Here is a 21,839-nt window from a genome sequence, read left to right on the forward strand (position 1 = left end):
CCCCGCCGTTCACGCCGGGCCTGGCCCCGCGCCGCGCTGTTTGTAGAGGCTGATGCTCACCGTCCGGTTGTCCTCGACCGTCGCCTCGACCTTGCCGGCCAGCGCCGACAGCACGGTCCACGCGAACGTGTCCCGCTCCGGCGCGCGCCCGTCGGTGGTGGGCGCGGAGACGGTCACTTCCAGTGAATCGTCGATCAACCGGAAGACGCAGCTGAGGACGGAGCCCGGCACGGCCTGCTGGAGCAGGATCGCGCAGGCCTCGTCCACCGCGATGCGGAGGTCCTCGATCTCGTCGAGGGTGAAGTCCAACCGTGCCGCGAGTCCGGCCGTGGCCGTTCGCAGCACCGACAGGTAGGCACCCGCAGCCGGCAGCCGGACTTCCACGAAGTCCTGGGTCCCGGGCTCGCCTGCGATCTGGGACACCCTCACCTCCAAGGTGGTACGAGCTCTGTTCGCCGGTGACGCTATCGCGATCCGGGTGATCGTGTCGCGGCACCCCTCTCGGCGCCCGCTGTGGAGCGACCGGGCCGACCCCGCCTCCGTGCAGTGACTGATGGTAAGCCCATGAGTACGCACAGTGGCTAGGGGTCTGCGGGCCCAATTCGGGGGAACCGGCGGAGGGTTGAACTACCCCGCTTCAGACGATCGAACCGTCGACAAAACACCAACGCCACGTCTCGCCCGGTTCGAAGCTGCGCATCACCGGATGGCCGGTCTCCCGGTGGTGCGCGGTGGCGTGCCGGTGGGGAGAGCTGTCGCAGCAGCCCACGTACCCGCACCCGAGGCACATGCGCAGCTGGACGGGATGGCTGCCGAGCACCTCACATTCCGGGCAGGTCAGCGCATGCGGGACCGGCTCGGGGCGCGGCAGTTCGGCAACGTGGGTGCACTCGCTCATGATGGCCAGGTTACGGCCAGGGTGCGGGTGCGACATCGGCGACGACGGATGGGGATGGATCTTCGATGGAGGTATTGCCGCTGGTGGCACTGGTGGCGGTGAGCACCGCCGTGGCGGGGGCGGCCCGGCGCACGCCCGTGCCGGCGCCGCTGCTGCTGGTCGCCGTGGGGCTCGTCGCCGCGTACGCGCCGGGGGTGCCCGCGTACGTCCTCGACCCGCACATCGTGCTGCCCCTGCTGCTCCCGCCGCTGCTGCACACGGCCGCGGTGGACAGCTCGTACCTGGACCTGCGGGCCAACCTGCGGCCGATCGCCCTGCTGTCCGTGGGGTACGTGCTGTTCGCGACGCTGGCGGTGGGCTGGTTCACGTACCTGGTCGTGCCCGGGGTCCCGCTGCCGGTGGCGCTGGTGCTGGGCGCGGTCGTGGCCCCGCCGGACGCGGTCGCGGCGACCGCGATCGCCCGGCGGCTGGGGCTGCCGCACCGGGTGACGACCATCCTCCAGGGCGAGTCCCTGGTGAACGACGCCACCGCCATCACCGCCTACAACGTGGCCCTGGCCGCGGCGGTCGGCGTCAGCGCCGGCTGGGCGGGCGGGGTCGCCGAGTTCCTGCTGGCCTCGGTGGGCGGGGTCGGGGTGGGCCTGCTGCTGATGGTCCCGATCCACCAGCTGAGGAAGCGGCTGCGGGAACCCCTGCTGCAGAACACGCTGTCGCTGCTGATCCCCTTCGTGGCGTACGCCGCGGCGGAGCGGGTGCACGCGTCGGGCGTGCTGGCGGTGGTGGTGGTCGCGCTGTACCTGGGGCACCGGAACTGGCAGGTCGACTTCGCGACCCGGCTCCAGGAGGAGGCGGTGTGGAAGGTCGTCGCCTTCGTGCTGGAGTCGGTGGTGTTCGCCCTCATCGGGCTCCAGCTGCCGGTGGTCCTGCGGGGGCTCAGCGAGTACGAGGGGCTGGCCGCGGCCTGGTACGCGGTGGCGGTGTTCCTGGCGGTGGTGCTGGCGCGGTTCGTCTGGGTGTTCCCGGCGACCTTCGTGCCCCGGTGGGTGTCGGAGCGGATCCGCAGGCGGGAGCCGGACACGGACTGGAAGTCCCCGGTGATCGTGGGGTGGGCCGGCATGCGCGGGGTGGTCTCGCTGGCGATCGCGTTCTCCGTGCCGATGGGCGTGCCGCACCGCAACCTGATCCTCTTCCTGACCTTCACCACCGTGATCGGCACCCTGGTCGTGCAGGGCCTGACCCTCCCGCCGCTGATCCGGGCGCTGAAGCTGCCGCCGCGCGACGCCCGGGCGGAGACCCTGGCGGAGGCCCAGGCGCAGAGCGAGGCCTCGCGGGCGGCGGAGGAGCGCCTGGCGGAGCTGCTGGAGGCCCCGGAGAACAGCACCCTGCCGCCGCCCCTGGCGGAGCGGCTGCGGACGGTCCTGGAGCGGCGCCGCAACGCGGTGTGGGAGCGGCTGGGGGAGGTCAACCCGGTGACGGGGGAGTCGGCGGACGACGTCTACCGCAGGCTGGCCCGGGAGATGATCGAGGCGGAGCGGGAGGTCTTCGTGGCCCTCCGCGACCGCCGCCGCATCGACGACGAGATGCTGCGGGGCCTGCTGCGCAGGCTGGACCTGGAGGAGGCGGCGGCGTACCGGGAGGAGGCGGGCTGAGGGGCGGCCCCGAGCGGGGCGGCCCCTCAGTACGGCCGGCCCGTGACGACGGCGGTGACGGTCGTGCCGGGGGAGAAGGCTCCGGACGCGGTCAGGGCCTCCAGGGCCCACAGGAGCTTCGCCACGTAGACGCGCTCCACCGGGAGGCCGTGGCGGGCCTCGAAGTCCGCCGCGAAGACCTCCAGGGGCCGCGGGACGCGGGCGTAGCCGCCGTGGTCGTAGCCCTCGGCCAGGGTCCAGGAGCCGGCCGGGCCGCCGAAGGCCGCCGCCTGGAGGGAACGTATCTCCGCCCCGAGGAAGCCCCCCGCCAGGACGGGGACGCCCACGGCCGACTGGCCGGGGGCCAGTCCCGCCGCGAGGCCGGCCAGGGTGCCGCCCGTACCGCAGGCCACCGCCGCCACGTCGCAGACGCCCCGCAGTTCGCGCCCCAGCTCCGCGCACCCGGTGAGGGCGAGCGCGTTGCTGCCGCCCTCCGGGACGACGTACGCGTCGGCGGCCCCGGCGGCGGCCAGGAGCCGGGCCAGGACCTGCGGCTCCGCCTTGCGCCGGTACTCCGCGCGAGTGACGAAGCGCAGCCGCATCCCGTCGGCCGCGCAGCGGGCGAGGGAGTCGTTCAGGGGGCGGTCCGCGAGCTCGTCGCCCCGGACGAGGCCGACCGTCTCCAGGCCGAGGAGCCGTCCGGCGGCCGCCGTGGCCCGGAGGTGGTTGGAGTAGGCGCCGCCGAAGGTGGCGAGCCGGCCGTGGCCGGCGGCCAGCGCCGCCCGGAGGTTCGGCGCGAGTTTGCGCCACTTGTTGCCCGGGAGTTCCGGGTGCACGAGGTCGTCCCGCTTGAGCAGCAGCCGTACGCCGTGCCGTTCGAACCGCTCGTCGCGGACCTCCTGTACGGGGGAGGGCGGGCGGGGGTGCAGGAGGGCGTCGCGGCCGGCGCAGTGGTCCACCCTCCCATTGTGGGCGGGGGCGGCCCCGCCGCCGCACGCGGGAGCCGCGCCCGCACCCGTGGGAGGGCGGGCGCGGGGTGGGGGGGCTACTTCAGGCGCTCCGCGACGCGGTCGCGCAGGGACTGCATCGTGAACCCCTTGGGGTCGATCTTGCCCGGCTGCCATTCGAGGTGGCCGATGACCGACCGGGACGTCCACCCGTGGAACCGGCAGACGGCCGCCGCCGCGCGGGCGATGGCGTCCAGCTGGACGGCCGGCCAGGGGTCCTCGCCGTCGCCGAGGTTCTCGCACTCGAAGCCGTAGAAGTAGCGGTTGCCGTCGGTGTCGGCGTGGTGGTCCGGGGGGAGGCGCCGCTCGGCGATGACCGCCGCCAGGACGTCGGAGTCGCCGGCGCCGGCGTGGTTGGCGCGGCCGTAGCCGACGAGGTGGACGCGGCCGTCCTTGGTGATGACCCCGTGGCAGAGGGGACCGGGCAGGGCCCGGTCCCCGTCGCGGCAGAGTTCCACGGTGTAGGAGGCGCCGCTGGTGACGGTGTGGTGGATCATCACCCCGTGCACCGGCCCCCAGGGCCCGCGGTGGTTGCGGTTGTGCACGCGCCAGTTCCCGACCTCGACGACGGTCAGGCCTTCGGCGCGCAGGGCGTTGATGAAGCGGTCCGCGGACATGGGTGCGGACATGGCCGCCTCCCTTACGGTGCGTGCTCGGTTCGTTACGTACCGGTGTAGTGGAAGCGGCCCTTCCGCGACTAGGGCGTCTTTCGGCCAGTCGTCACGCCGAGGCCAGCCAGAGGTCCGGGCCGAAGACCTCGTAGTGGATGTCGGACGCGGGGACCCCCTTGGCGATCAGCTGCTCGCGGACCGACCGCATGAAGGGGAGCGGGCCGCAGAGGTAGGCCTGGGTGCCGGGGGCGACCGGGGTGCCGGCCAGGTCGAGGAGGCCGGTCCCGTCGCCCGGCTCGGCGTCGGACTCGTACCAGAAGCGGACCGAGGCGTCGGGGAGCTTCTGCGCCAGGGCGCGGTGGTCGGAGCGCAGGGCGTGGTCGGCGGGCGCGCGGTCGGCGTGCAGGACGGTGACGGGGGCGGGGTGGCCGGTTTCGGCCAGGTGCTCCAGCATCGAGAGCATCGGGGTGCAGCCGATGCCGGCGGAGGCGAGCAGCACCGGTGCGGCGGAGTCCCGCAGGACCAGGTCGCCGTACGGGGCCGAGACCCGCAGGGTGTCTCCGGTGCGCAGGTGGGCGTGGAGGTGGTGGGAGACCTCCCCGTCGGGGCCGCCGGTGCCGTGGACCCGCTTGACCGTGATGGCGCGGACGGCGGAGCCGGGGGAGCCGGAGAGGCTGTACTGGCGGATCTGGCGGGCGCCGTCGGGCAGTTCGGTCTGGACGGAGACGTACTGGCCGGGCTTGAAGCCGGGGGCGGGGGCGCCGTCGGCGGGGGTGAGGTGGAAGGTGGTGCAGTCGGCGGTCTCCTCGATCCGCGCGGCCACGGTCCACTCCCGCCAGACGTCCCCGGCCAGGACCCGCTGTTCGGCGTAGAGGCGCTCCTCGATGGCGATGAGGGCGTTCGCCATCAGCCAGTAGACCTCGTCCCAGGCCTCGGCGACCTCCGGGGTGACGGCCTCGCCGAGGACCTCGGCGATGGCCTCGAAGAGGTGCAGGCGGACGACCGGGTACTGCTCGCGGGTGACGCCGAGGGACGCGTGCTTGTGGGCGATGCGGCCGAGCATCACGTCCGGGCGGGTGTCCGGGTGCTCCAGGAGGTGGGTGGCGAAGGCCGCGATGGAGCCGGCGAGCGCCTGCTTCTGGAGTCCGGCGTTCTGGTTGCCCCGGTTGAACAGGTCGCGCAGGAGCGCCGGGTGGGCCGCGAACAGCTTCTCGTAGAACAGCTCCGTGATGTCGCCGATGGCCGCCCCGACGGCGGGCAGGGTGGCGCGTACGGTCGCGGCCGACTTCTCGGACAGCATGGGGGCTCCTCGCGTGGGTCGTTAATTGGTATCTGAGGTTCTTATTTAAGGGTGCGGCGGAGTCCTCCGCCGGGTGCGGAGGTCCGTCCGGGGTGGGTCTAGGGGGCCGGCTTCCCGGCCGGGCCGCGCGCGGCGCCCGCGATGCCGAGCAGGAGGGGGCCCGTGGGGGCGGCCACCAGCTCGTCCACCGTGAGCGGGTCCAGTGCGGCGAAGAACGCCTCCTGCGCCCGGCGCAGCGCCCCGCGCAGGACGCACGCCCCGCGCAGCGGGCAGGGGGTGGCGCCTTCGCACTCCACCACGTCCCCCGTGCCCTCCAGCTCCCGCACCACGCCGCCCACCGAGGCGGCGCGTCCGGCCGCGGTGAGGGCCAGCCCGCCGCCGCGGCCGCGCCGCGCCTCGACCAGGCCGAGGTGCTGGAGCCGGGCGACCACCTTGGCGGTGTGGGTGTACGGAACCTCCATGGTCGCCGCCACCTCGCGGGTGGTGGGGAGTTCCGCGTCCTCGACCGCCAGGCGCATCAGGACGCGCAGCGCCAGGTCGGTGAATCGGGTCAGCCGCATGGCGGTAGCGTAGAAAAACTGGCATCGAAGATGCAAGTTAAGGAAGACCCGAACCGTGGAGGATGCCCAGCCGGGCCCGGAGTAGTCCCACCCTTTTGTGTAATGGTCTGACCGCATTGCGTGCTGAAAGGCTTCTCCACCGCAGACCATGGAGTGATCGAAAGGCGAAGACATGTCGGTCCAGGCGGGCTCCGAAACCGAAGCCCAGACACCGCAGCGCAGTCTCGGCACCGCGGCCGCGCGGAACTTGGCCAGTACCACCAAGTCCGCCCCGCAGATGCAGGAGATCACCTCGCGGTGGCTGCTGCGGATGCTCCCGTGGGTCTCCGTGCAGGGCGGCACCTACCGCCTCAACCGCCGCCTCAGCTACTCCGTCGGCAACGGCATCGTGGAGTTCGTCAAGACGGGCAGCCGGGTCCAGGTCATCCCCGCCGAACTCGGCGAGCTGCCCCTGCTGCGCGACTACGCCGACGAGGAGGTCCTCACCGAACTCGCCGCGCGCTGCCGGCAGGTCGACTTCGAGGCCGGCCAGGAGCTCACCTCCTTCGGCAGCCCCGCCGACCAGGTCTTCCTCCTCGCCCACGGCCGCATCGACCAGATCGGCCCCGGCCCCTACGGCGACGACGCGGTCCTGCGCACCGTCGCCGACGGCGCCTACTTCGGCGAGGACGCCCTCACCGACGACGAGGCCATCTGGGAGTACACCGCCCGCGCCGCCACCCCCGGCACCGCCCTCGTCCTGACCCGCCAGGACTTCCGCCTCCTCGCCGACCGCGCCGACTCCCTCCGCGCCCACCTCGACCGCGGACGGACCCGGCCCGAGCGGAACGCCAACCCGTACGGCGAGGCCGCCATCGACCTCTCCGCCGGCCACCACGGCGAGGCCCTGCTCCCCGGCACCTTCGTCGACTACGAGGCCCGCCCCCGCGAGTACGAACTCTCCATCGCGCAAACGGTCCTGCGCGTCCACACCCGCGTCGCCGACCTCTACAACCACCCGATGAACCAGACCGAGCAGCAGCTGCGGCTCACGGTCGAGGCGCTGCGGGAGCGCCAGGAGCACGAGATGCTCAACAACCCCGACTTCGGCCTGCTCCACAACGCCGACTACGACCAGCGCATCCAGCCCCACGACGGCGCGCCCACCCCCGACGACTTCGACGCGCTGCTCAGCATGCGCCGCGACTCCGACCTCTTCCTCGCCCACCCCAAGGCCATCGCCGCCTTCGGCCGCGAGTGCAACAAGCGCGGCCTCTACCCCGAGACCGTCGACGTCGCCGGGACCCGGGTGCCGGCCTGGCGGGGCGTCCCCCTCTTCCCGTGCGACAAGATCCCGGTCAGCGACGCCCGTACGACCTCCATCCTGTGCATGCGCACCGGCGAGGAGAACCAGGGCGTGATCGGGCTCCACCAGCCCGGCATCCCCGACGAGATCGAGCCGAGCATGTCGGTGCGCTTCATGGGCATCAGCGAGCAGGCGATCATGTCCTACCTGGTCACCGCCTACTTCTCCGCCGCCGTGCTCGTCCCCGACGCGCTCGGCGTACTGGAGAACGTCGAGATCGGCCGCTGGCGCTGATGGCCGCGCGGACCATCGCCGCGGGCGAGGGGCAGGAGGCGGCGGCCCTGCTGGAGAGCACGAGGGAGACGGTCGACCCGGAGCTGCGCCGGGCAGTCGAGAGCCTGCCCGGCCCCACGCGCCGGGTGGCCATGTACCACTTCGGCTGGGAGCACGAGGACGGCAGCCCGGCCGCCGTCGGCGCGGGCAAGGCCATCCGGCCGGCCCTCGTCCTCGCCTCGGCGCGGGCCCTCGGCGGCCCCCGCGGCAACCCGGAGTCCCTGGTCACGGCGGCGGCCGCCGTGGAGCTCGCGCACAACTTCACGCTGCTCCACGACGACGTCATCGACAACGACTCCCGGCGGCGCGGACGGCCCACCGCCTGGACCGTCTTCGGGATCCCGGACGCCCTTCTCGCGGGCGACGCCATGATGGCCCTCGCCCTGCGGATGCTCGCCGACGACCCGCACCCGGCCTCGGCGCGCGCCTCGGCCCGCCTCGCGGCCTGCATCGTCGAGCTGTGCGCGGGGCAGCAGGCGGACTGCGCCTTCGAACGGCGAGCGTCCGTCTCGCTGGAGGAGTGCCTGGCCATGGCCACGGCCAAGACCGGCGCCCTGCTGGGCTGCGCCTGCGCGGTCGGCGCGCTGTACGCGGGCGCCGGGCCGGAGGAGGTCGAGGCGATGGACGCCTTCGGCCGGGAGGCCGGCCTGGCCTTCCAGCTGATCGACGACCTGATCGGCATCTGGGGGGACCCGGGGCACACCGGCAAGCCCGCCGGGGCCGACCTGCTCGCCCGCAAGAAGTCCCTCCCGGTCGTGGCCGCCCTCACCTCGGGCACGGAGTCGGGGGAGGAGCTCGCCGCCCTGTACGCCGGCTCCATGGCCGCGGAGGACGACGTACGACGGGCCGCCCGGGCCGTGGAGCGGGCCGGCGGCCGCGACTGGGCGCAGGCGCACGCCGGCGACCGGATGGGCCGGGCGGTGCAGGAGCTGTCCCGCGCGGTGCCGGACGTGGCGGCTGCGGGCGGCCTGCTGTCGCTCGCGGAGTTCGTGACGCGCCGGTCGAGGTAGCGGAGGGGGCGGGGGAGGCCTGTTCCGGCACCGCGGGGGTGCCGGAACAGGCCTTTTCGCGCGTCCGGGTCAACTCTAGGATCACTCGCGGTAGTTGACATGCGAGTGAGGGGTGTGACCTGTGGTGCTGGAGATACGCCAGGCGGATCAGTCGGACCGGGACGCCGTCGCGCGCCTGCTGGACGGGGCCTTCCGCAGCGACCCGGTCAGCTCCTGGGTCTTCCCCGACCCCGGCCACCGGGCCGCCGTCCACGGCAGGTTCCTCGGGGTCTTCGTGGACGTCGCCCTGGCGGAGGGGCGGATCGACTACGCCGCGGACGGCTCGGCGGCGGCGCTGTGGCTGCGGATCCCGGCCGGCGATCCGGAGGGCGGGGCGGCCGAGGACGACGTCCCGGCGAGGATGCGCGCGGTCGCCGACCCCGACAACGAGCGGTGCGAGCTCGTCGGTCGGCTCACCGGGGCCGTCCACCCCACCGCCGAGGAGCACGAGTACCTGCTGATGATCGCGGTCGCCCCCAACCGGCAGGGCGAGGGGCTGGGCACGGAGCTGATCCGGCCGGTGCTGGAGCGCTGCGACCGGGACGGGGTCCCGGCCTACCTGGAGGCGAGCAGTGAGCGGAGCATGCGCCTGTACGAGCGGCTGGGCTGGGAGTTCACCGGCGAGGCGGTGCGACTGCCGGAGGGCCCGCTCATGTGGCCCATGTGGCGCAAGCCCCGCGGGCGGTGAGCCGAGCTCGCCCCCTTGCCTAACCACTACAGCTGAAGTACTTTAACTGTCGTGCCCCGATGCGGTGGCGCTCCCCGACGGAAGAGATCTCGCTTGCGCAAGCTCACGTACTTCATCGCCACCACGGTCGACGGCTTCATCGGAGCCCCGGACGGTGATGCCGATTTCATGTACGCCCACGTCGACCAGGAGTTCCTCGGCCACCTGATCGCCGAGTACCCGGAGACGATCTCCGCCGCCGGCCGCGCCCACCTCGGCCTCGCCGACGCGGCCCCGAAGCGCTTCGACGCGGTGGTCATGGGCCGGGGCACCTACGAGCCGGGCCTCAAGGCCGGCATGACCAGCCCGTACGGCCACTTCCGCGAGCAGTACGTCGTCTCCCGCTCCCTCGCCGAGGCCCCCGACCCCGAGGTGCGGCTGATCAGCGGGGACGTCGCCGCCCGGGTCCGCGAGCTCAAGGCGCGGGACGGCCTGGGCATCTGGCTGTGCGGCGGCGCCGACCTCGCGGCCCAGCTGGTCGACGAGATCGACGAGTACGTCGTCAAGACCTACCCCGTCGTGGCGGGCACCGGCATGCCGATGTCCCGCGCCGGCTTCGGGGTGCGCCTGCTGGAGCTGACCGGCTGCACCGCCTTCGGCGGCGGCCAGGTCGTCACCTCGTACGCCGTCAGGCGCTGACCGGCCGGACGCACGGAACCGGCCTACCGTGGAGGTATGGCCGGTGAACAGCAGCAGTACGAACACGCGACGGTCGCCCCGCAGGCCGGGCACGAGCAGAGGACCTGCCCGGCCTGCGGGAACCCCGTGGAGACGGTGGTCCGCCGCCGCAAGTGCCTGGGGATCTTCATTCCCGAATGGGGCCCGGGCCCCTGTCGGAACGCGGACTGCCCCCGGAGCGCGCCCGCGCAGGGATGACCCTCCGCGGGCGCTGCCCGTTCACGGGCCCGAGGGCCCCCGGACCCGTGCGGGGGCTCAGCCCTTGGTGCCCAGACCCGAGCCGACCAGGCCGTTGGCCCACAGCTGGTTGACGCGCGAGCGCTCGGTGCTGTTCGGGTAGGCGTTGGTGCACGAGGTGCCCGGGCCGCCACCCGACATCAGCTCGCTGCACGGACCCGAGTAGTGGTCCGGCAGGCCCAGCACGTGCCCGGTCTCGTGGGCCGTCACGCGGGTGGAGTTGTACTGCTGGTTCTGGGCGTAGTCGAGGAAGATGTAACCCCGGCCGTGCCCGTCCGTGCTCGCGTACGAGCCGCGCGAGTCGTTGCCCTCGTAGTACGAGAAGTTCCCGCCCGAGGACACCTCCTGCAGCTTCACGTTGGCGACCGAACCGTTCCAGATGCGGGTCGAGTTGGCTATCTGGGTGCGGAAGCTGGGCGCGTTGCGGGTGTTGTAGGTGACCGTGACGACGGCCGCGGCGCTCGGGTTCGCGGCACGCTGCTCGGCGACCGCGCGCTGGACGGCCTCGAAGAACGCCTTGTTCGCGGCCTGGTTCTCCGGCGAGCGCTCGTACGCGGCGTAGCTCGCCGGGCTGCCGGCCGCCGGGGTCGCGGCCGTGGCCGTGGGGACGACGCCGGCGAGGACGGCGACGACGCCGAGGCCGACCGACGCGGCGGACAGCATGGTCCTGCGGGAGTGGCGCATGTGGGGGGCTCCTACTCGTTGGTGCGGTGGGGGGTGGAGAGGACGTCCGGTACCGGAGTCTGCGGGAGCCGATGGGGGCGGCGGATGATGTCAGAGGCCGATAACACCGCCCTATCGGAGGGTTTCGGCGAGATTTACCTTGGTCAACTAGCGTGAGAATGGCGGGATTCGGGGGGCTATAGGCGACTGGTGCGGTCCCCTGGGCCCGCCTACCCTCGGGTCATGGAGCTCGAGGTGAGGCACCTGCGCGCGCTGTGCGCCATCGCCGACGCCGGCAGCCTGCACAAGGCCGCCCGGCAGCTCGGCGTGAGCCAGCCCTCCCTGACGACGCAGCTGCGCCGGATCGAACGGGCCCTGGAAGGCGAGCTGTTCCTCCGCGAGCGCACCGGCTGCCGGCCGACTCCCTTCGGGCGCACGGTCCTCGGCCGGGCGAGACCGCTCCTCGCCGACATGGCCGCACTGGTCGCCGAGGCGCGGGCCGCCGCGCACGGCCCGCGGCTGCGGATCGGCTCGACCGCGAGCCGGGCCCTGCCGGGGTGGCTGCGCCGGCTCCACCGGCGCGCACCGGACACGGAGACCACGCTCCTGGTCGACCTCTCGGCGAACGCCCTGCTGCGGATGACCGCGGCCGGGCAGCTGGACGTGGCCTTCGTGCACGAGGTGGAGGGCAGCCCGCTGCGGGTGCCGGACGGGCTGGAACTGCGGGTGCTGATGGAGCGCGAGCCGCAGTTCGTGTCCATGTCCCTGGACCACCCCGCCGCCCGGTCGGCGGTGGTGGAGTTAGAGGACCTGGCCGGGGACCGCTGGACGGTGGACCCCTCGGTCGACGGCGAATGGGACGGCCTGCGGCGGGTGTTCGCACGGGCCGGCCTCACCCCGCAGGTCCTGCACGCCGACTACCACACGGCGGCGTCGCTGATCGTCTCCGGCGAGGCGGTGGCCCCCTGCCAGCCGACGTCGGGCCCGCGGGACGACATGGCGATCCGCCCGCTGCTGGGCGACCCCCTGGCGGTGCGCCTGCTGCTGGCCACCCGCCCCGGGGAGCACACGGAGGCCTACGACGACCTCCGCGCCGCCTACCGCGACGCGGCCCTGGGCGCCCCGCCGTACCGCGCGTGGCTCTCGCGGCAGGGGAGTTCCCTGCTGGTGGCCTAGGGTCCGCCACCGGTCCCCGCATCGGGTCGCCGCGCGCCCCCTTCCTTCCCGGCCGCCTCCGCCCGTTTCGGGGCATCGCCCCGCCGCCTCCGCCCCGCCCGCCCCGCCCGCCCCGCACGGCGCGCGGGCCGTTGGCGCGTGCTTGACTTCCCCGAACCGCGATATATCGTGTTCCACAGAAGACGCGATATGTTGCGTGCGTCAGCCCACGAGGAGGAGCAGCACCATGCCTGAGCAGATGACCTGGTCCGTCCCCGCCCCCCAGCGGCTCGCCTTCGAGCAGCCGGTCACGGACCTGCGCGTCCGCGTCGTCGCCGGCACCGTCAACGTCGTCGCCGCCGAGGACGGTCCCGCCCGTCTGGAGGTCGCCGAGGTCGACGGGCCCCCGCTGCACGTGGTGCAGGAGGGCGGCACGCTGACGGTGTCCTACGAGGACCTCCCCTGGAACGGTTCCCAGGGCTTCAAGAAGTGGATCGAGAACAAGCCCTGGAAGGCCTGGTCCGGCTCCTCCTCCGACGGGCGCAAGGCCTGGGAGCGCAGCGTCACCGTCACCCTGACCGTGCCCGCCGGCACCACCGTCCAGCTGGCCACCGTCAGCGCCACCGCCTTCGTCTCCGGCATCTCCGCCGCCACCGAGGTCAACGGAGTCTCGGGCGACGCCACCCTGGTCGGCCTCTCCGGGCGGGTCAAGGCGCACACCGTGTCCGGCAGCGTCGAGGCGCAGTCCGTCACCGGTGAGCTCGGCTTCCACTCGGTCTCCGGCGGTCTGACGGTCGTCGACGGCGCGGGCGGCAGCGTGCGGGCCGACTCCGTCAGCGGCGACATGCTCATCGACCTCGCCCCGCACGGCGCGGGCCCCAAGCCGGTGGACATCTCCCTGAACTCCGTCTCCGGCCAGGTCGCGATCCGCCTCCCGCACCCCGCCGACGCCAAGGTCGAGGCCAACACGGCCACCGGCAGCGTCTCCAACGCCTTCGAGGACCTGCGGGTCACCGGGCAGCTGGGCGCCAAGCGGATCACCGGCACCCTCGGCACGGGCTCGGGCACCCTGCGGGCCACCACCGTCTCGGGCTCCATCGCCGTGCTGCGCCGCCCGCAGGCCGACGGCGACGCCGCCGCCCCCCTCCAGCTCGACAAGAAGGTGCTCTGACATGCCGCCCGTCTTCGCCCACGGCCGTCTCCGGCTCTACCTCCTCAAGCTGCTGGACGAGGCGCCCCGCCACGGGTACGAGGTGATCCGCCTGCTGGAGGAGCGCTTCCAGGGGCTGTACGCGCCCTCCGCCGGCACCGTGTACCCGCGGCTGGCGAAGCTGGAGGCCGAGGGGCTCGTCACGTACGCCACCGAGGGCGGGCGCAAGGTGTACTCGATCACCGAGGCGGGCCGCGCCGAACTCGCCGACCGGGGCGGGGAGCTGGCCGACCTGGAACTGGAGATCCGCGACTCGGTCTCCGAACTGGCCGCCGAGATCCGCGACGACGTCCGGGGCGCCGCCGGCGACCTGCGGCGCGAGATGCGGGCCGCCGCCGCCAGCGCCTCGGCGACCCCGGTCGAGGACGAGTCCTGGAAGGCCGCCAAGGAGGAGCTCCGCAAGGCGAAGCAGGAGTGGAAGGAGCAGGCCCGCCGGGCGAAGGACGAGAGCCGCCGGGCCCGCGAGGAGGCGCAGCAGGCCCGCCGCCAGGCCAAGGAGGCCCAGGAGCGGGCCCGCGAGGAGGTCCAGCGGATCGCCGCGCAGCTCCAGGAGCAGTTCAGCAGGACGGGCGGGATGATCGGCAGCCTCGCCGGGGCCTGGCTGGGCAACGGCGGTTCCACCGCCCCGCAGGCGCCCGCCGCCCCCGGCCCGGCCGGCTGGTCCTGGGCCGAGGACCTGGAGCCCACCGCCGACCCGGCCCGCGACCTGGACCGGCTGCTGGACCGCTTCCGCGACGACGTCCGCGACGCGGCCCGCGACCACGGGGTGACCCCGGCCCAGCTGTCGGAGGCCCGGGCCCACCTGGCGGCCGCCGCGGCCCGCATCGAGGCGGGCCTGCGCCCGGCCTAGGCCGGGCGGCGCGGGCGGCCCGGCCCGGGTCAGGCCGCGAGGGCGGTTTCGACCCGCGCGTACGTGACTCCGTGGTCCGCCAGGACCTCGGAGACCGTGCCCGGTCGGGAGACCAGGGCCAGGAGCAGGTGGGGGGTGCCGATGTGGCGGTCCCTGCGGCCCAGCGCGATGCGCAGGGACTGCTCCAGGGTCTTCTTGGCCCCCTGGGCGAGGGGTACGTGGCGGCGGGCCGGCTGGGGGCGGCCCAGGGCCGTGCGGAGCGAGGCGACCGGGCCGCGCCTGCGGGGTGCGGGGGCCGCGAGGGCGCCCTCGCCGTGGGTCTCCTCGATCCGGGAGACGATCTCCGAGAGGTCGATGCCCAGGCCCGCGAGGGCCTCCTCGTCCGCCCGGGACATCCCGCCCCGGCGGCCGGCCGCCGCGAGGCCGGCGGTGATCGCGGGGCCGTCCACCTCCAGGGCGTCCAGTGCGCCCAGGTCCAGCAGGGACAGCAGCAGGTGTTCCTCGGTGACGGTGGAGGCGTCGGCCCCGCGGGCCCGGGACACCGCCCCGGTCACCGCGTCGCGCGCGTCCGCGGTGAAGCGTTCGAACATCAGAGCCTCCCATGCTTCTTGTGCACGGCCTGCCGGCTGACGCCGAGTTCGGCCGCGATCTCCTGCCAGGACCAGCCCTGGGCGCGGGCGCTGCGCACCTGGACGGCCTCCAGCTGCTCCAGCAGCCTGCGGAGGGCGGCCACGGCGCGCAGGCCCACGCGGGGGTCCCGGTCTCCGGCCCGTTCGGCGAGATCGGTGGCTTCGGTCATGCGTGTCAATCTAGGTTGACACGGGAGGGGTGTCAACCCTGATTGACAAGCCGGTGTTACGGCGGCTCAGACCGTGAGGACGATCTTCCCGAAGAGGTCGCCGGACTCCAGGCGTTCGAATCCTTCGCGGGCCCGGTCCAGGGGGAGCACCTCGTCGATGACCGGGCGGACCCCGGTGGTGGCGCAGAAGGAAAGGAGGTCCTCCAGCTCGTCCTTCGTGCCCATCGTCGAGCCGACCACCTTCAGCTCCAGGAAGAAGATCCTGCGCAGCTCCCCGTGCGGCGGGGTGTCCCCGCTGGTGGCGCCCGAGATGACCAGGGTGCCGCCGGGGCGCAGGCACTTGACCGAGTGGGACCAGGTGGCCGCGCCCACGGTCTCGATCACCGCGTCCACGCGCTGCGGGAGCCGGGCGCCCGGGGGGAAGGCCTCCAGGGCCCCGAGCTCCACCGCGCGCTTGCGCTTGGCCTCGTCGCGGCTGGTGGCGTAGACCCGCAGGCCCGCCGCTCGGCCCAGGACGATCGCGGCGGTGGCGACCCCGCCGCCGGCGCCCTGGACGAGGACCGAGTCCCCGGGGCGGACGCCGGCGTTGGTGAAGAGCATCCGGTACGCCGTCAGCCAGGCCGTCGGCATGCAGGCGGCCTCCGCGAAGGAGAGCTCGGCGGGCTTGCGCAGCACGTTCCAGGCCGGGACGCTGACCTGCTCGGCGAAGGTCCCCTGGTAGAGCTCGGTCAGGACCGAGCGGGGCTCGTCCGGGCCGACGCCGTGGCCGCTCTGGCCGATCACGGAGTGCAGGACGACCTCGTTGCCGTCCTGGTCGGTGCCGGCCGCGTCGCAGCCGAGGATCATGGGCAGTTTGTCGGCGTCGAGCCCCACCCCGCGCAGGGACCACAGGTCGTGGTGGTTCAGCGAGGCGGCTTTGACGTTGACGGTCACCCAGCCGGGTCGGGCCTCGGGGGCCGGGCGTTCGCCCAGCACGAGGCCGTTCAGGGGCTGGTCTCGGTCGATTCGGGCGGCGTAGGCAGCGAACATGGCGCCAGAGGCTACCGGTCGGTAGGGCTCCTGACCAGGGGCGACCGGGTCGGAGCGGGCAAGAGCGGAAGCGGAGGGGATTCTCTCAACTACCGTCCGTGCCACGCGGTTTGCAGGCCCCATAGGGCTAAACGGAAGAGATCGACTACCCCCGGATGGGGGTAATATTCAGGCCATGCGGTGGCTCGTCATGATCGTGTCGAGCGCCCCGCACACTCCTGCTGCGTTCCCGGGGCGCCCTTGGCGCGCTCTTTCCGCGCGCCCGGTCGTGCCTGGTCGTGCCTGGTCGAGCCGGTGAGGAGGCCCACGGCAGGCCGCGGCGAAGGACCCGGGACGTCCCCTCCCCGTTCGGGGGCGGGGAGGGTGCGTTCCCCTGCGCGGCGGCCCTCCGTGACACGAAGAGGCCCGGCCGGATCGCTCCGGCCGGGCCTCTTCGTGTTCCGCCCCGTGGGGCTGCGCCCCGTGCTCAGACGAGGCGGGCCACCCCGTCGGCCTTCGCCGCAGCGGCGACCGCGGCCGTGACGGCCTCGGCGACGCGCTCGTCGAACGGCGAGGGGATCACGTAGTCGGCGGCGAGCTCGTCACCCACGACACCGGCGATGGCGTCGGCGGCGGCGATCTTCATGCCCTCGGTGATCCGGGTCGCGCGGACCTTCAGGGCGCCCGCGAAGATGCCCGGGAAGGCCAGCACGTTGTTGATCTGGTTCGGGAAGTCCGAACGGCCCGTGGCCACGACCGCCGCGTACTTGTGCGCGATGTCGGGGTGGACCTCCGGGTTAGGGTTGGCCATGGCGAAGACGAAGGAGTTCCGGGCCATCGAGGCCACGGCCTCCTCGCCCACCGTGCCGCCGGAGACGCCGATGAAGACGTCGGCGCCCGCGAGGGCCTCCTCCAGCGTGCCGTTCAGGCCGGTCCTGTTGGTCAGGCCCGCGATCTCCGCCTTGACGTCCGTCAGGTCGGTGCGGTCCGCCGAGACGACGCCCTTGCGGTCGGTGACGCAGACGTCGCCGATGCCCGCGTCCACGAGGATCTTGGCGATGGCGATGCCCGCCGCGCCGGCGCCCGCGATCACGGCGCGCAGGTCGCCGAGGGTGCGGCCGGTCAGCTTGGCCGCGTTGCGCAGGGCGGCCAGCGTCACGATGGCCGTGCCGTGCTGGTCGTCGTGGAAGATCGGGATGTCCAGGGCCTCCTGGAGGCGCCGCTCGATCTCGAAGCAGCGGGGGGCGGAGATGTCCTCCAGGTTCACCCCGCCGAAGGACGGCGCCAGACGGATGACCGTCTCGACGATCTCGTCCGTGTCCTTGGTCGCGAGCGCGATCGGCACCGCGTCCACGCCGCCGAACTGCTTGAACAGGATCGCCTTGCCCTCCATGACGGGGAGGGAGGCCTCGGGACCGATGTCACCGAGTCCGAGCACGGCCGTACCGTCGGTGACGACGGCGACCACGTTGGACTTCCAGGTGTACTCGTTCACGAGCTCGGGCTGCTCGGCGATGGCGGTGCACACCTTCGCCACGCCGGGCGTGTAGGCCAGGGACAGGTCATCCTTGTCCTTGACGGGCACGGTGGCCTGGATGGCCATCTTGCCGCCCCGGTGCAGCGCGAACACCGCATCGGGGTTGTTGTCCGTCGCACTGTCACTGCGAGGGTTGACGATCTCCGCTGCCACTTCGTGTGACCCCTTAAGTCCTTTGATCATTGAGGGTGGCCACTCCTGGTTAAGGGGTGGGCGGGCACCGCGTTCGTACTCCGCTTCGACGGTTGGCCCGTCTGCGCGGAGGGGAGGTTCGTACGCGCGGGCGCGCCGCACGCGCGCCCTGAGCCCCGGATGAGGGGTGTAAGGATCTGTTCTACCCGAAGAGCACACGCCCAGACGAGTCGATTCCGGACCGATCGTAGGGTCCTTGTCCCGGTTTTGGCCAAAAGTCCAAAGGTCTGTGTCCAGCACCTGAGACAAGCCGCAAATAGTGAGGTGAAAACGCCAGGTCACGGCGGTTTGTGCGGCTCCGAGGGCCCTTGCCCGCAGTCCTGTTGGGTAGTCGGGGGCGCCCGTTATCTGATTTTGACCTCACGAGCACCCTGAATGCGCCAGTCCGAATGGCAAGATGCCGTAATCACACAGGGACGCGGCACTCGATGGTGCGTGCTCGACCTGTTCTCGGATGCTTTTCCACCCCTGTCGGAGGAACCAGCTCATGACCGCAAGCACCACCCGTCGTACGACCGCCGCCCGGTCCCGGATCGCCGCGGTCGGCGCGATCGCGGTCGCCGGCGCCCTGATCCTCACCGGCTGTGGCGACCAGACCGACAAGGCCTCCTCCGGCACCGGCAAGGCGGACAGCAGCGCCCCGCTGTTCTCCAAGCTGCCGAAGAAGATCCAGGACGCCGGTGTCATCAAGGTCGGCTCGGACACCGCCTACGCCCCGATGGAATACGTCGACAACGGCAAGATCGTCGGCGTGGACCCGGACCTCGCCGAGGCGCTCGGCAAGCAGCTCGGCGTGAAGTTCGTCTTCACCTCCGGCACCTTCGACGGCCTGATCACCTCCCTGGAGACCGGCCGCCAGGACGTCGCGATCTCCTCGATCACGGACAACAAGAAGCGCCAGGAAGGCCTCGACGACAAGGGCCAGAAGATCGGCAAGGGCGTCGACTTCGTCGACTACATGTCCTCCGGCGTCTCGCTCCTGGTCAAGAAGGGCAACCCGGACAACATCAAGTCCCTCGACGACCTCTGCGGCAAGACGGTCGCCGTCCAGCGCGGCACCATCTACGAGGACACCTTCAAGGCCCAGGCCGACAAGTGCGGCGCCGACAAGAAGCTCACCATCGAGGCCTTCGACACCGACGCCGAGGCCCAGACCCGCGTCAAGGCCGGCGGCGCCGTGGCCGACCTGAACGACTACCCGGTCACCGCCTACATCGCCAAGACCTCCGGCGGCGGCAACGACTTCGAGGTCGGCGGCCAGCAGTCCGACGTCGGTCTCTTCGGCATCGCGGTCTCCAAGGACAACACCCAGCTCCGCGACGCCCTGAAGGACGCCCTCGACGCCACCATCAAGGACGGCTCCTACGCCAAGGTCCTGGAGAAGTGGAACGTGAAGGAAAGCGCCGTGCAGTCCGCCACGGTCAACGCTGGAAAGTAATACCGAGCGCTCCACTGAAGGGCAGTCATTGTGACTGACAAGATCGACAAGGGTCCGGCCGCGACTCCGCCGGCCGGGCCCGGGGCCTCGGGCACCACCCCCTACGAGGCCATCAAGGCAATCCCCGTACGGCACTACGGCCGCTGGATCAGCGCCGTGGTCGTGGCCGTGCTCCTCGGATGGCTCATCTACGCCTTCTCCCAGGGCAAGATCATGTGGGGGACGGTCGGCGACAAGCTGTTCGACCCCTCGGTCCTCAGCGGCCTCGGCAACACCGTCATCATCAGCATCTCGTCCATGGCGCTGGGCCTCGTGCTCGGCATCCTGTTCGCCGTGATGCGGCTGTCGAAGAACCCGGTCACGAGCTTCGTGTCCTGGCTCTACATCTGGTTCTTCCGCGGCACCCCGGTCTACGTGCAGCTGCTGGTGTGGTTCAACCTGTCGCTGATCTTCCAGTACATCAATCTGGGACCGATCTACAAGAACGAGACCGTCGACGTCCTGACGCCGTTCATGGTCGCCCTGCTGGGCCTCGGCCTGAACGAGGGCGCCTACATGGCGGAGATCGTCCGCTCCGGCATCCAGTCCGTCGACGAGGGCCAGACCGAGGCCTCGCACGCGCTGGGCATGACCCAGCTGCAGACCATGCGCCGCGTCGTGCTCCCGCAGGCCATGCGCGTGATCATCCCGCCGACCGGCAACGAGTTCATCAACATGCTGAAGACCTCCTCCCTGGTCTCGGCGGTGCAGTACCCCGAACTCCTGCGGGCCAGCTCCAACATCGGCACCACGGCGGGCGCCATCATGGAGATGCTCTTCGTGGCGTCCATCTGGTACCTGACCCTGACCAGCATCTTCAGCGTCGGCCAGTACTACCTGGAGCGCCGCTACGCCCGCGGCTCGCTGCGCACCCTGCCCCCGACCCCGTTCGAGCGGCTCAAGGCCAACCTGAACATGTTCCGCCGTACGGAGGTGGCGAAGTGACCGCCCAGCCGATGGTCAAGGCCGAAGGCGTCCACAAGTCGTACGGCGCCGCCCACATCCTGCGGGGCATCGACCTGGAAGTCGCCCCCCGCGAGGTCTTCTGCCTGGTCGGCCCGTCCGGCTCCGGCAAGTCCACCTTCCTGCGGTGCATCAACCACCTGGAGCGCATCAACGCCGGCCGGCTCTCGGTCGACGGCCAGCTGGTGGGCTACAAGCAGAAGGGCGACAAGCTCTACGAGCTGAAGGACAGCGAGGTCGCCGCCCAGCGCCGCGACATCGGCATGGTCTTCCAGCGCTTCAACCTCTTCCCGCACATGACGGCCATAGAGAACGTCATGGAAGCGCCCGTCATGGTCAAGGGCGAGAGCAAGGCGACGGCGCGCGAGCGCGCCGTCAAGCTCCTGGACCGCGTGGGCCTCGGGGACAAGGGCGGGAACTACCCGACCCAGCTCTCCGGCGGCCAGCAGCAGCGCGTGGCGATCGCCCGCGCGCTGGCCATGGAGCCGAAGCTGATGCTCTTCGACGAGCCCACCTCGGCCCTCGACCCGGAGCTGGTCGGCGACGTCCTCGACGTCATGCGCGACCTGGCCGAGTCGGGCATGACCATGATCGTGGTGACCCACGAGATGGGCTTCGCCCGCGAGGTCGGCGACAACCTCGTCTTCATGGACGGCGGCGTCGTGGTCGAGTCCGGCCACCCGCGCGACGTGCTCGGCAACCCGCAGCACGACCGCACGAAGGCGTTCCTCTCCAAGGTGCTCTAGCGCTCCGGACCCCCCCAGGGGTGCGGAGAAGGGGCGGTACGGGTCTGCCGTACCGCCCCTTCGCGCTGCCGCCGGGACGTTCCTACTTCAGTCCTAGGACCAGCGCGTCCGAGGGGGAGCGCCACACCGTGCGGGCCTCGGCGAAGCCGGCCCCGCGCAGGGCGCGGGCGTGCCAGCCCTCGTCGGGGGTGTCCCCGTCGGCGTGCTCCCCGTAGATCGCGAAGCGGGCCTCCACGGACTCGGCCAGGACAGGGTCGGCGGCGGCCAGGGCCCACCACTCGCGCCAGTCCAGCGCCCCGGCCGCCCGCGCCCGGTCCATCCCGGCGTGCCGGTGGGCGTGCTCGGCGGCGTCGATGCGCGGGGTGGAGGCGTCGGGCATGCGGTCGGCGTTCATGAAGACCCCGCCGGGGCGGACCAGCGGGGCGATCCGGCGGTAGAGGGCCGCCAGGTCGTCGCCGTGCAGCCAGTGCAGGGCGGTCGCGGTCAGGACGGCGTCGTAGGAGTCGTACGGCAGCGCGGCGGGCCAGCCGGGGTCCTTGAGGTCGGCCGTGACGAAGGCGACCCGGTCGTCGCCCGCGAAGTGGCCGCGGGCGATGGCCAGCAGCGCGGGGTCGAGATCCAGCCCCGTGGCGACCGCCTCCGGGAACCGTTTGAGGAGGCGGTCCGTGATACTTCCCGTACCGCACGCGAGGTCCAGCACCCGGGGCGCGGGGCCGGTCAGCGCCTCGACCATGTCCAGCATCACCCGGAACCGCTCCTCGCGGTCGGGCATGTACCACTCCTGCTGGCGGTCCCAGCTGTCCTGCCAGGCCTGCCAGTCCGTACCGAACGAGCCAGTCACCGCATCCGTCACCCCGAACCCCTCCGTACGTAATACCCTCGAAGCGAGAGCAGCCGTTACCGGCGCCCGCGCCCGACCCTAACCC

24 protein-coding genes are annotated in these 21,839 nt (G+C 72.4%); 12 read left to right on the forward strand and 12 right to left on the reverse strand.

The features are described 5' to 3' along the window. Positions 1 to 9: 9 nt before the first annotated feature. Complete coding sequence (locus tag ACIRBY_RS08925; protein ID WP_042816094.1) at positions 10 to 423, reverse strand: anti-sigma regulatory factor; 414 nt, start codon at positions 421 to 423, stop codon at positions 10 to 12. Between the two features lie 214 nt (positions 424 to 637). Then, on the reverse strand, positions 638 to 898 hold the full coding sequence (locus tag ACIRBY_RS08930) for a UBP-type zinc finger domain-containing protein (RefSeq protein ID WP_362064399.1): 261 nt from the start codon (positions 896 to 898) through the stop codon (positions 638 to 640). A 65-nt stretch (positions 899 to 963) separates the two neighbouring features. On the opposite strand from ACIRBY_RS08930, the gene ACIRBY_RS08935 reads away from it, so the two are divergent. Further along, entirely contained in the window at positions 964 to 2,547 is a 1,584-nt protein-coding gene (locus ACIRBY_RS08935) for a Na+/H+ antiporter (RefSeq protein WP_403898064.1), read from the forward strand. 26 nt (positions 2,548 to 2,573) lie between these two features. On the opposite strand, the gene ACIRBY_RS08940 is transcribed toward ACIRBY_RS08935, so the two are convergent. The 4 genes from ACIRBY_RS08940 to ACIRBY_RS08955 all read right to left on the reverse strand — a co-directional run bounded on the left by ACIRBY_RS08940 (position 2,574) and on the right by ACIRBY_RS08955 (position 6,004). Continuing rightward, positions 2,574 to 3,485: a 1-aminocyclopropane-1-carboxylate deaminase/D-cysteine desulfhydrase gene (locus ACIRBY_RS08940; RefSeq protein WP_403898067.1), complete on the reverse strand. Its 912-nt coding sequence runs from the start codon at positions 3,483 to 3,485 to the stop codon at positions 2,574 to 2,576. Positions 3,486 to 3,571: 86 nt separating this feature from the next. Beyond that, positions 3,572 to 4,162, reverse strand: coding sequence for an N-acetylmuramoyl-L-alanine amidase (locus ACIRBY_RS08945; protein WP_366452545.1), 591 nt, complete (start codon positions 4,160 to 4,162; stop codon positions 3,572 to 3,574). 91 nt (positions 4,163 to 4,253) lie between these two features. After that, positions 4,254 to 5,444, reverse strand: a complete 1,191-nt coding sequence (locus ACIRBY_RS08950) for a globin domain-containing protein (RefSeq protein WP_403898071.1) — start codon at positions 5,442 to 5,444, stop codon at positions 4,254 to 4,256. Between the two features lie 98 nt (positions 5,445 to 5,542). Next, positions 5,543 to 6,004: an RrF2 family transcriptional regulator gene (locus ACIRBY_RS08955; protein WP_403898074.1), complete on the reverse strand. Its 462-nt coding sequence runs from the start codon at positions 6,002 to 6,004 to the stop codon at positions 5,543 to 5,545. A 172-nt stretch (positions 6,005 to 6,176) separates the two neighbouring features. Between ACIRBY_RS08955 and ACIRBY_RS08960 the strand changes: the two genes are divergently transcribed. From ACIRBY_RS08960 to ACIRBY_RS08980, 5 genes are all read left to right on the forward strand, one after another. After that, positions 6,177 to 7,583, forward strand: coding sequence for a family 2B encapsulin nanocompartment shell protein (locus tag ACIRBY_RS08960; RefSeq protein ID WP_403898077.1), 1,407 nt, complete (start codon positions 6,177 to 6,179; stop codon positions 7,581 to 7,583). Further along, positions 7,583 to 8,632, forward strand: a complete 1,050-nt coding sequence (locus ACIRBY_RS08965; protein ID WP_403898080.1) for a family 2 encapsulin nanocompartment cargo protein polyprenyl transferase — start codon at positions 7,583 to 7,585, stop codon at positions 8,630 to 8,632. Before ACIRBY_RS08960 ends, ACIRBY_RS08965 begins: the two co-directional genes overlap by 1 nt. Before the next feature lie 121 nt (positions 8,633 to 8,753). Beyond that, complete coding sequence (locus ACIRBY_RS08970) at positions 8,754 to 9,359, forward strand: GNAT family N-acetyltransferase (protein ID WP_403898083.1); 606 nt, start codon at positions 8,754 to 8,756, stop codon at positions 9,357 to 9,359. A 93-nt stretch (positions 9,360 to 9,452) separates the two neighbouring features. Further along, the gene (locus ACIRBY_RS08975) at positions 9,453 to 10,037 is read left to right on the forward strand and encodes a dihydrofolate reductase family protein (RefSeq protein WP_403898086.1); all 585 of its coding nucleotides are present in this window, start codon (positions 9,453 to 9,455) and stop codon (positions 10,035 to 10,037) included. Positions 10,038 to 10,073: 36 nt separating this feature from the next. Next, positions 10,074 to 10,274 carry a hypothetical protein gene (locus ACIRBY_RS08980; RefSeq protein WP_403898089.1) on the forward strand — a complete coding sequence of 67 codons (201 nt, stop codon included), beginning with the start codon at positions 10,074 to 10,076 and terminating at the stop codon, positions 10,272 to 10,274. 57 nt (positions 10,275 to 10,331) lie between these two features. On the opposite strand, the gene snpA is transcribed toward ACIRBY_RS08980, so the two are convergent. Continuing rightward, positions 10,332 to 10,997, reverse strand: a complete 666-nt coding sequence (snpA, locus tag ACIRBY_RS08985; RefSeq protein WP_403898092.1) for a snapalysin — start codon at positions 10,995 to 10,997, stop codon at positions 10,332 to 10,334. Between the two features lie 222 nt (positions 10,998 to 11,219). Between snpA and ACIRBY_RS08990 the strand changes: the two genes are divergently transcribed. From ACIRBY_RS08990 to ACIRBY_RS09000, 3 genes are all read left to right on the forward strand, one after another. Next, positions 11,220 to 12,152: a LysR family transcriptional regulator gene (locus ACIRBY_RS08990; RefSeq protein ID WP_403898095.1), complete on the forward strand. Its 933-nt coding sequence runs from the start codon at positions 11,220 to 11,222 to the stop codon at positions 12,150 to 12,152. A gap of 226 nt (positions 12,153 to 12,378) precedes the next feature. After that, complete coding sequence (locus ACIRBY_RS08995) at positions 12,379 to 13,302, forward strand: DUF4097 family beta strand repeat-containing protein (RefSeq protein WP_403898098.1); 924 nt, start codon at positions 12,379 to 12,381, stop codon at positions 13,300 to 13,302. 1 nt (position 13,303) lies between these two features. Further along, a complete protein-coding gene (locus ACIRBY_RS09000; protein ID WP_403898101.1) occupies positions 13,304 to 14,191 on the forward strand; it encodes a helix-turn-helix transcriptional regulator in 888 nt (295 codons plus the stop codon). A 29-nt stretch (positions 14,192 to 14,220) separates the two neighbouring features. Here ACIRBY_RS09000 and ACIRBY_RS09005 read toward each other — a convergent pair whose 3' ends face one another. The 4 genes from ACIRBY_RS09005 to ACIRBY_RS09020 form a co-directional block, all read right to left on the reverse strand. After that, entirely contained in the window at positions 14,221 to 14,781 is a 561-nt protein-coding gene (locus ACIRBY_RS09005; protein WP_403898104.1) for a Clp protease N-terminal domain-containing protein, read from the reverse strand. Then, positions 14,781 to 14,990 carry a helix-turn-helix domain-containing protein gene (locus ACIRBY_RS09010; protein WP_042818984.1) on the reverse strand — a complete coding sequence of 70 codons (210 nt, stop codon included), beginning with the start codon at positions 14,988 to 14,990 and terminating at the stop codon, positions 14,781 to 14,783. The genes ACIRBY_RS09005 and ACIRBY_RS09010 overlap by 1 nt, the downstream gene beginning before the upstream one ends. A 66-nt stretch (positions 14,991 to 15,056) precedes the next feature. Beyond that, positions 15,057 to 16,019, reverse strand: coding sequence for a zinc-binding dehydrogenase (locus ACIRBY_RS09015; RefSeq protein WP_403898107.1), 963 nt, complete (start codon positions 16,017 to 16,019; stop codon positions 15,057 to 15,059). Between the two features lie 466 nt (positions 16,020 to 16,485). Beyond that, positions 16,486 to 17,688 carry an NADP-dependent malic enzyme gene (locus ACIRBY_RS09020; protein WP_403898110.1) on the reverse strand — a complete coding sequence of 401 codons (1,203 nt, stop codon included), beginning with the start codon at positions 17,686 to 17,688 and terminating at the stop codon, positions 16,486 to 16,488. 526 nt (positions 17,689 to 18,214) lie between these two features. On the opposite strand from ACIRBY_RS09020, the gene ACIRBY_RS09025 reads away from it, so the two are divergent. From ACIRBY_RS09025 to ACIRBY_RS09035, 3 genes are read left to right on the forward strand one after another with little or no spacing between them, the layout of a single operon-like run. Next, the gene (locus ACIRBY_RS09025; RefSeq protein ID WP_366452530.1) at positions 18,215 to 19,165 is read left to right on the forward strand and encodes an ABC transporter substrate-binding protein; all 951 of its coding nucleotides are present in this window, start codon (positions 18,215 to 18,217) and stop codon (positions 19,163 to 19,165) included. Between the two features lie 30 nt (positions 19,166 to 19,195). After that, positions 19,196 to 20,149 (forward strand): amino acid ABC transporter permease, encoded by a 954-nt coding sequence (locus tag ACIRBY_RS09030; RefSeq protein WP_403898114.1) that lies wholly within the window; start codon positions 19,196 to 19,198, stop codon positions 20,147 to 20,149. 11 nt (positions 20,150 to 20,160) lie between these two features. Further along, on the forward strand, positions 20,161 to 20,913 hold the full coding sequence (locus ACIRBY_RS09035; protein WP_366452656.1) for an amino acid ABC transporter ATP-binding protein: 753 nt from the start codon (positions 20,161 to 20,163) through the stop codon (positions 20,911 to 20,913). 82 nt (positions 20,914 to 20,995) lie between these two features. Here the strand turns inward: ACIRBY_RS09035 and ACIRBY_RS09040 are convergent, their stop codons facing one another. Beyond that, positions 20,996 to 21,754, reverse strand: coding sequence for a class I SAM-dependent methyltransferase (locus ACIRBY_RS09040; RefSeq protein WP_403898117.1), 759 nt, complete (start codon positions 21,752 to 21,754; stop codon positions 20,996 to 20,998). Between the last annotated feature and the right edge of the window lie 85 nt (positions 21,755 to 21,839).

The sequence above is a fragment of the Streptomyces sp. NPDC096136 genome, from assembly GCF_044763325.1.
GTDB lineage: Bacteria > Actinomycetota > Actinomycetes > Streptomycetales > Streptomycetaceae > Streptomyces.

Bases quoted from the DNA above. Each gene is read 5' to 3' on its own strand.
- ACIRBY_RS09000 (WP_403898101.1), top strand. From the start codon at position 13,304: ATGCCGCCCGTCTTCGCCCACGGCCGTCTCCGGCTCTACCTCCTCAAG.
- ACIRBY_RS08995 (WP_403898098.1), top strand. From the start codon at position 12,379: ATGCCTGAGCAGATGACCTGGTCCGTCCCCGCCCCCCAGCGGCTCGCC.
- ACIRBY_RS08945 (WP_366452545.1), bottom strand. From the start codon at position 4,162: ATGTCCGCACCCATGTCCGCGGACCGCTTCATCAACGCCCTGCGCGCC.
- ACIRBY_RS09025 (WP_366452530.1), top strand. From the start codon at position 18,215: ATGACCGCAAGCACCACCCGTCGTACGACCGCCGCCCGGTCCCGGATC.
- ACIRBY_RS09035 (WP_366452656.1), top strand. From the start codon at position 20,161: ATGGTCAAGGCCGAAGGCGTCCACAAGTCGTACGGCGCCGCCCACATC.
- ACIRBY_RS08950 (WP_403898071.1), bottom strand. From the start codon at position 5,444: ATGCTGTCCGAGAAGTCGGCCGCGACCGTACGCGCCACCCTGCCCGCC.
- ACIRBY_RS09005 (WP_403898104.1), bottom strand. From the start codon at position 14,781: ATGTTCGAACGCTTCACCGCGGACGCGCGCGACGCGGTGACCGGGGCG.
- ACIRBY_RS08960 (WP_403898077.1), top strand. From the start codon at position 6,177: ATGTCGGTCCAGGCGGGCTCCGAAACCGAAGCCCAGACACCGCAGCGC.
- ACIRBY_RS08935 (WP_403898064.1), top strand. From the start codon at position 964: ATGGAGGTATTGCCGCTGGTGGCACTGGTGGCGGTGAGCACCGCCGTG.
- ACIRBY_RS08980 (WP_403898089.1), top strand. From the start codon at position 10,074: ATGGCCGGTGAACAGCAGCAGTACGAACACGCGACGGTCGCCCCGCAG.
- ACIRBY_RS09010 (WP_042818984.1), bottom strand. From the start codon at position 14,990: ATGACCGAAGCCACCGATCTCGCCGAACGGGCCGGAGACCGGGACCCC.
- snpA (WP_403898092.1), bottom strand. From the start codon at position 10,997: ATGCGCCACTCCCGCAGGACCATGCTGTCCGCCGCGTCGGTCGGCCTC.
- ACIRBY_RS08965 (WP_403898080.1), top strand. From the start codon at position 7,583: ATGGCCGCGCGGACCATCGCCGCGGGCGAGGGGCAGGAGGCGGCGGCC.
- ACIRBY_RS08990 (WP_403898095.1), top strand. From the start codon at position 11,220: ATGGAGCTCGAGGTGAGGCACCTGCGCGCGCTGTGCGCCATCGCCGAC.
- ACIRBY_RS08955 (WP_403898074.1), bottom strand. From the start codon at position 6,004: ATGCGGCTGACCCGATTCACCGACCTGGCGCTGCGCGTCCTGATGCGC.
- ACIRBY_RS09015 (WP_403898107.1), bottom strand. From the start codon at position 16,019: ATGTTCGCTGCCTACGCCGCCCGAATCGACCGAGACCAGCCCCTGAAC.
- ACIRBY_RS08930 (WP_362064399.1), bottom strand. From the start codon at position 898: ATGAGCGAGTGCACCCACGTTGCCGAACTGCCGCGCCCCGAGCCGGTC.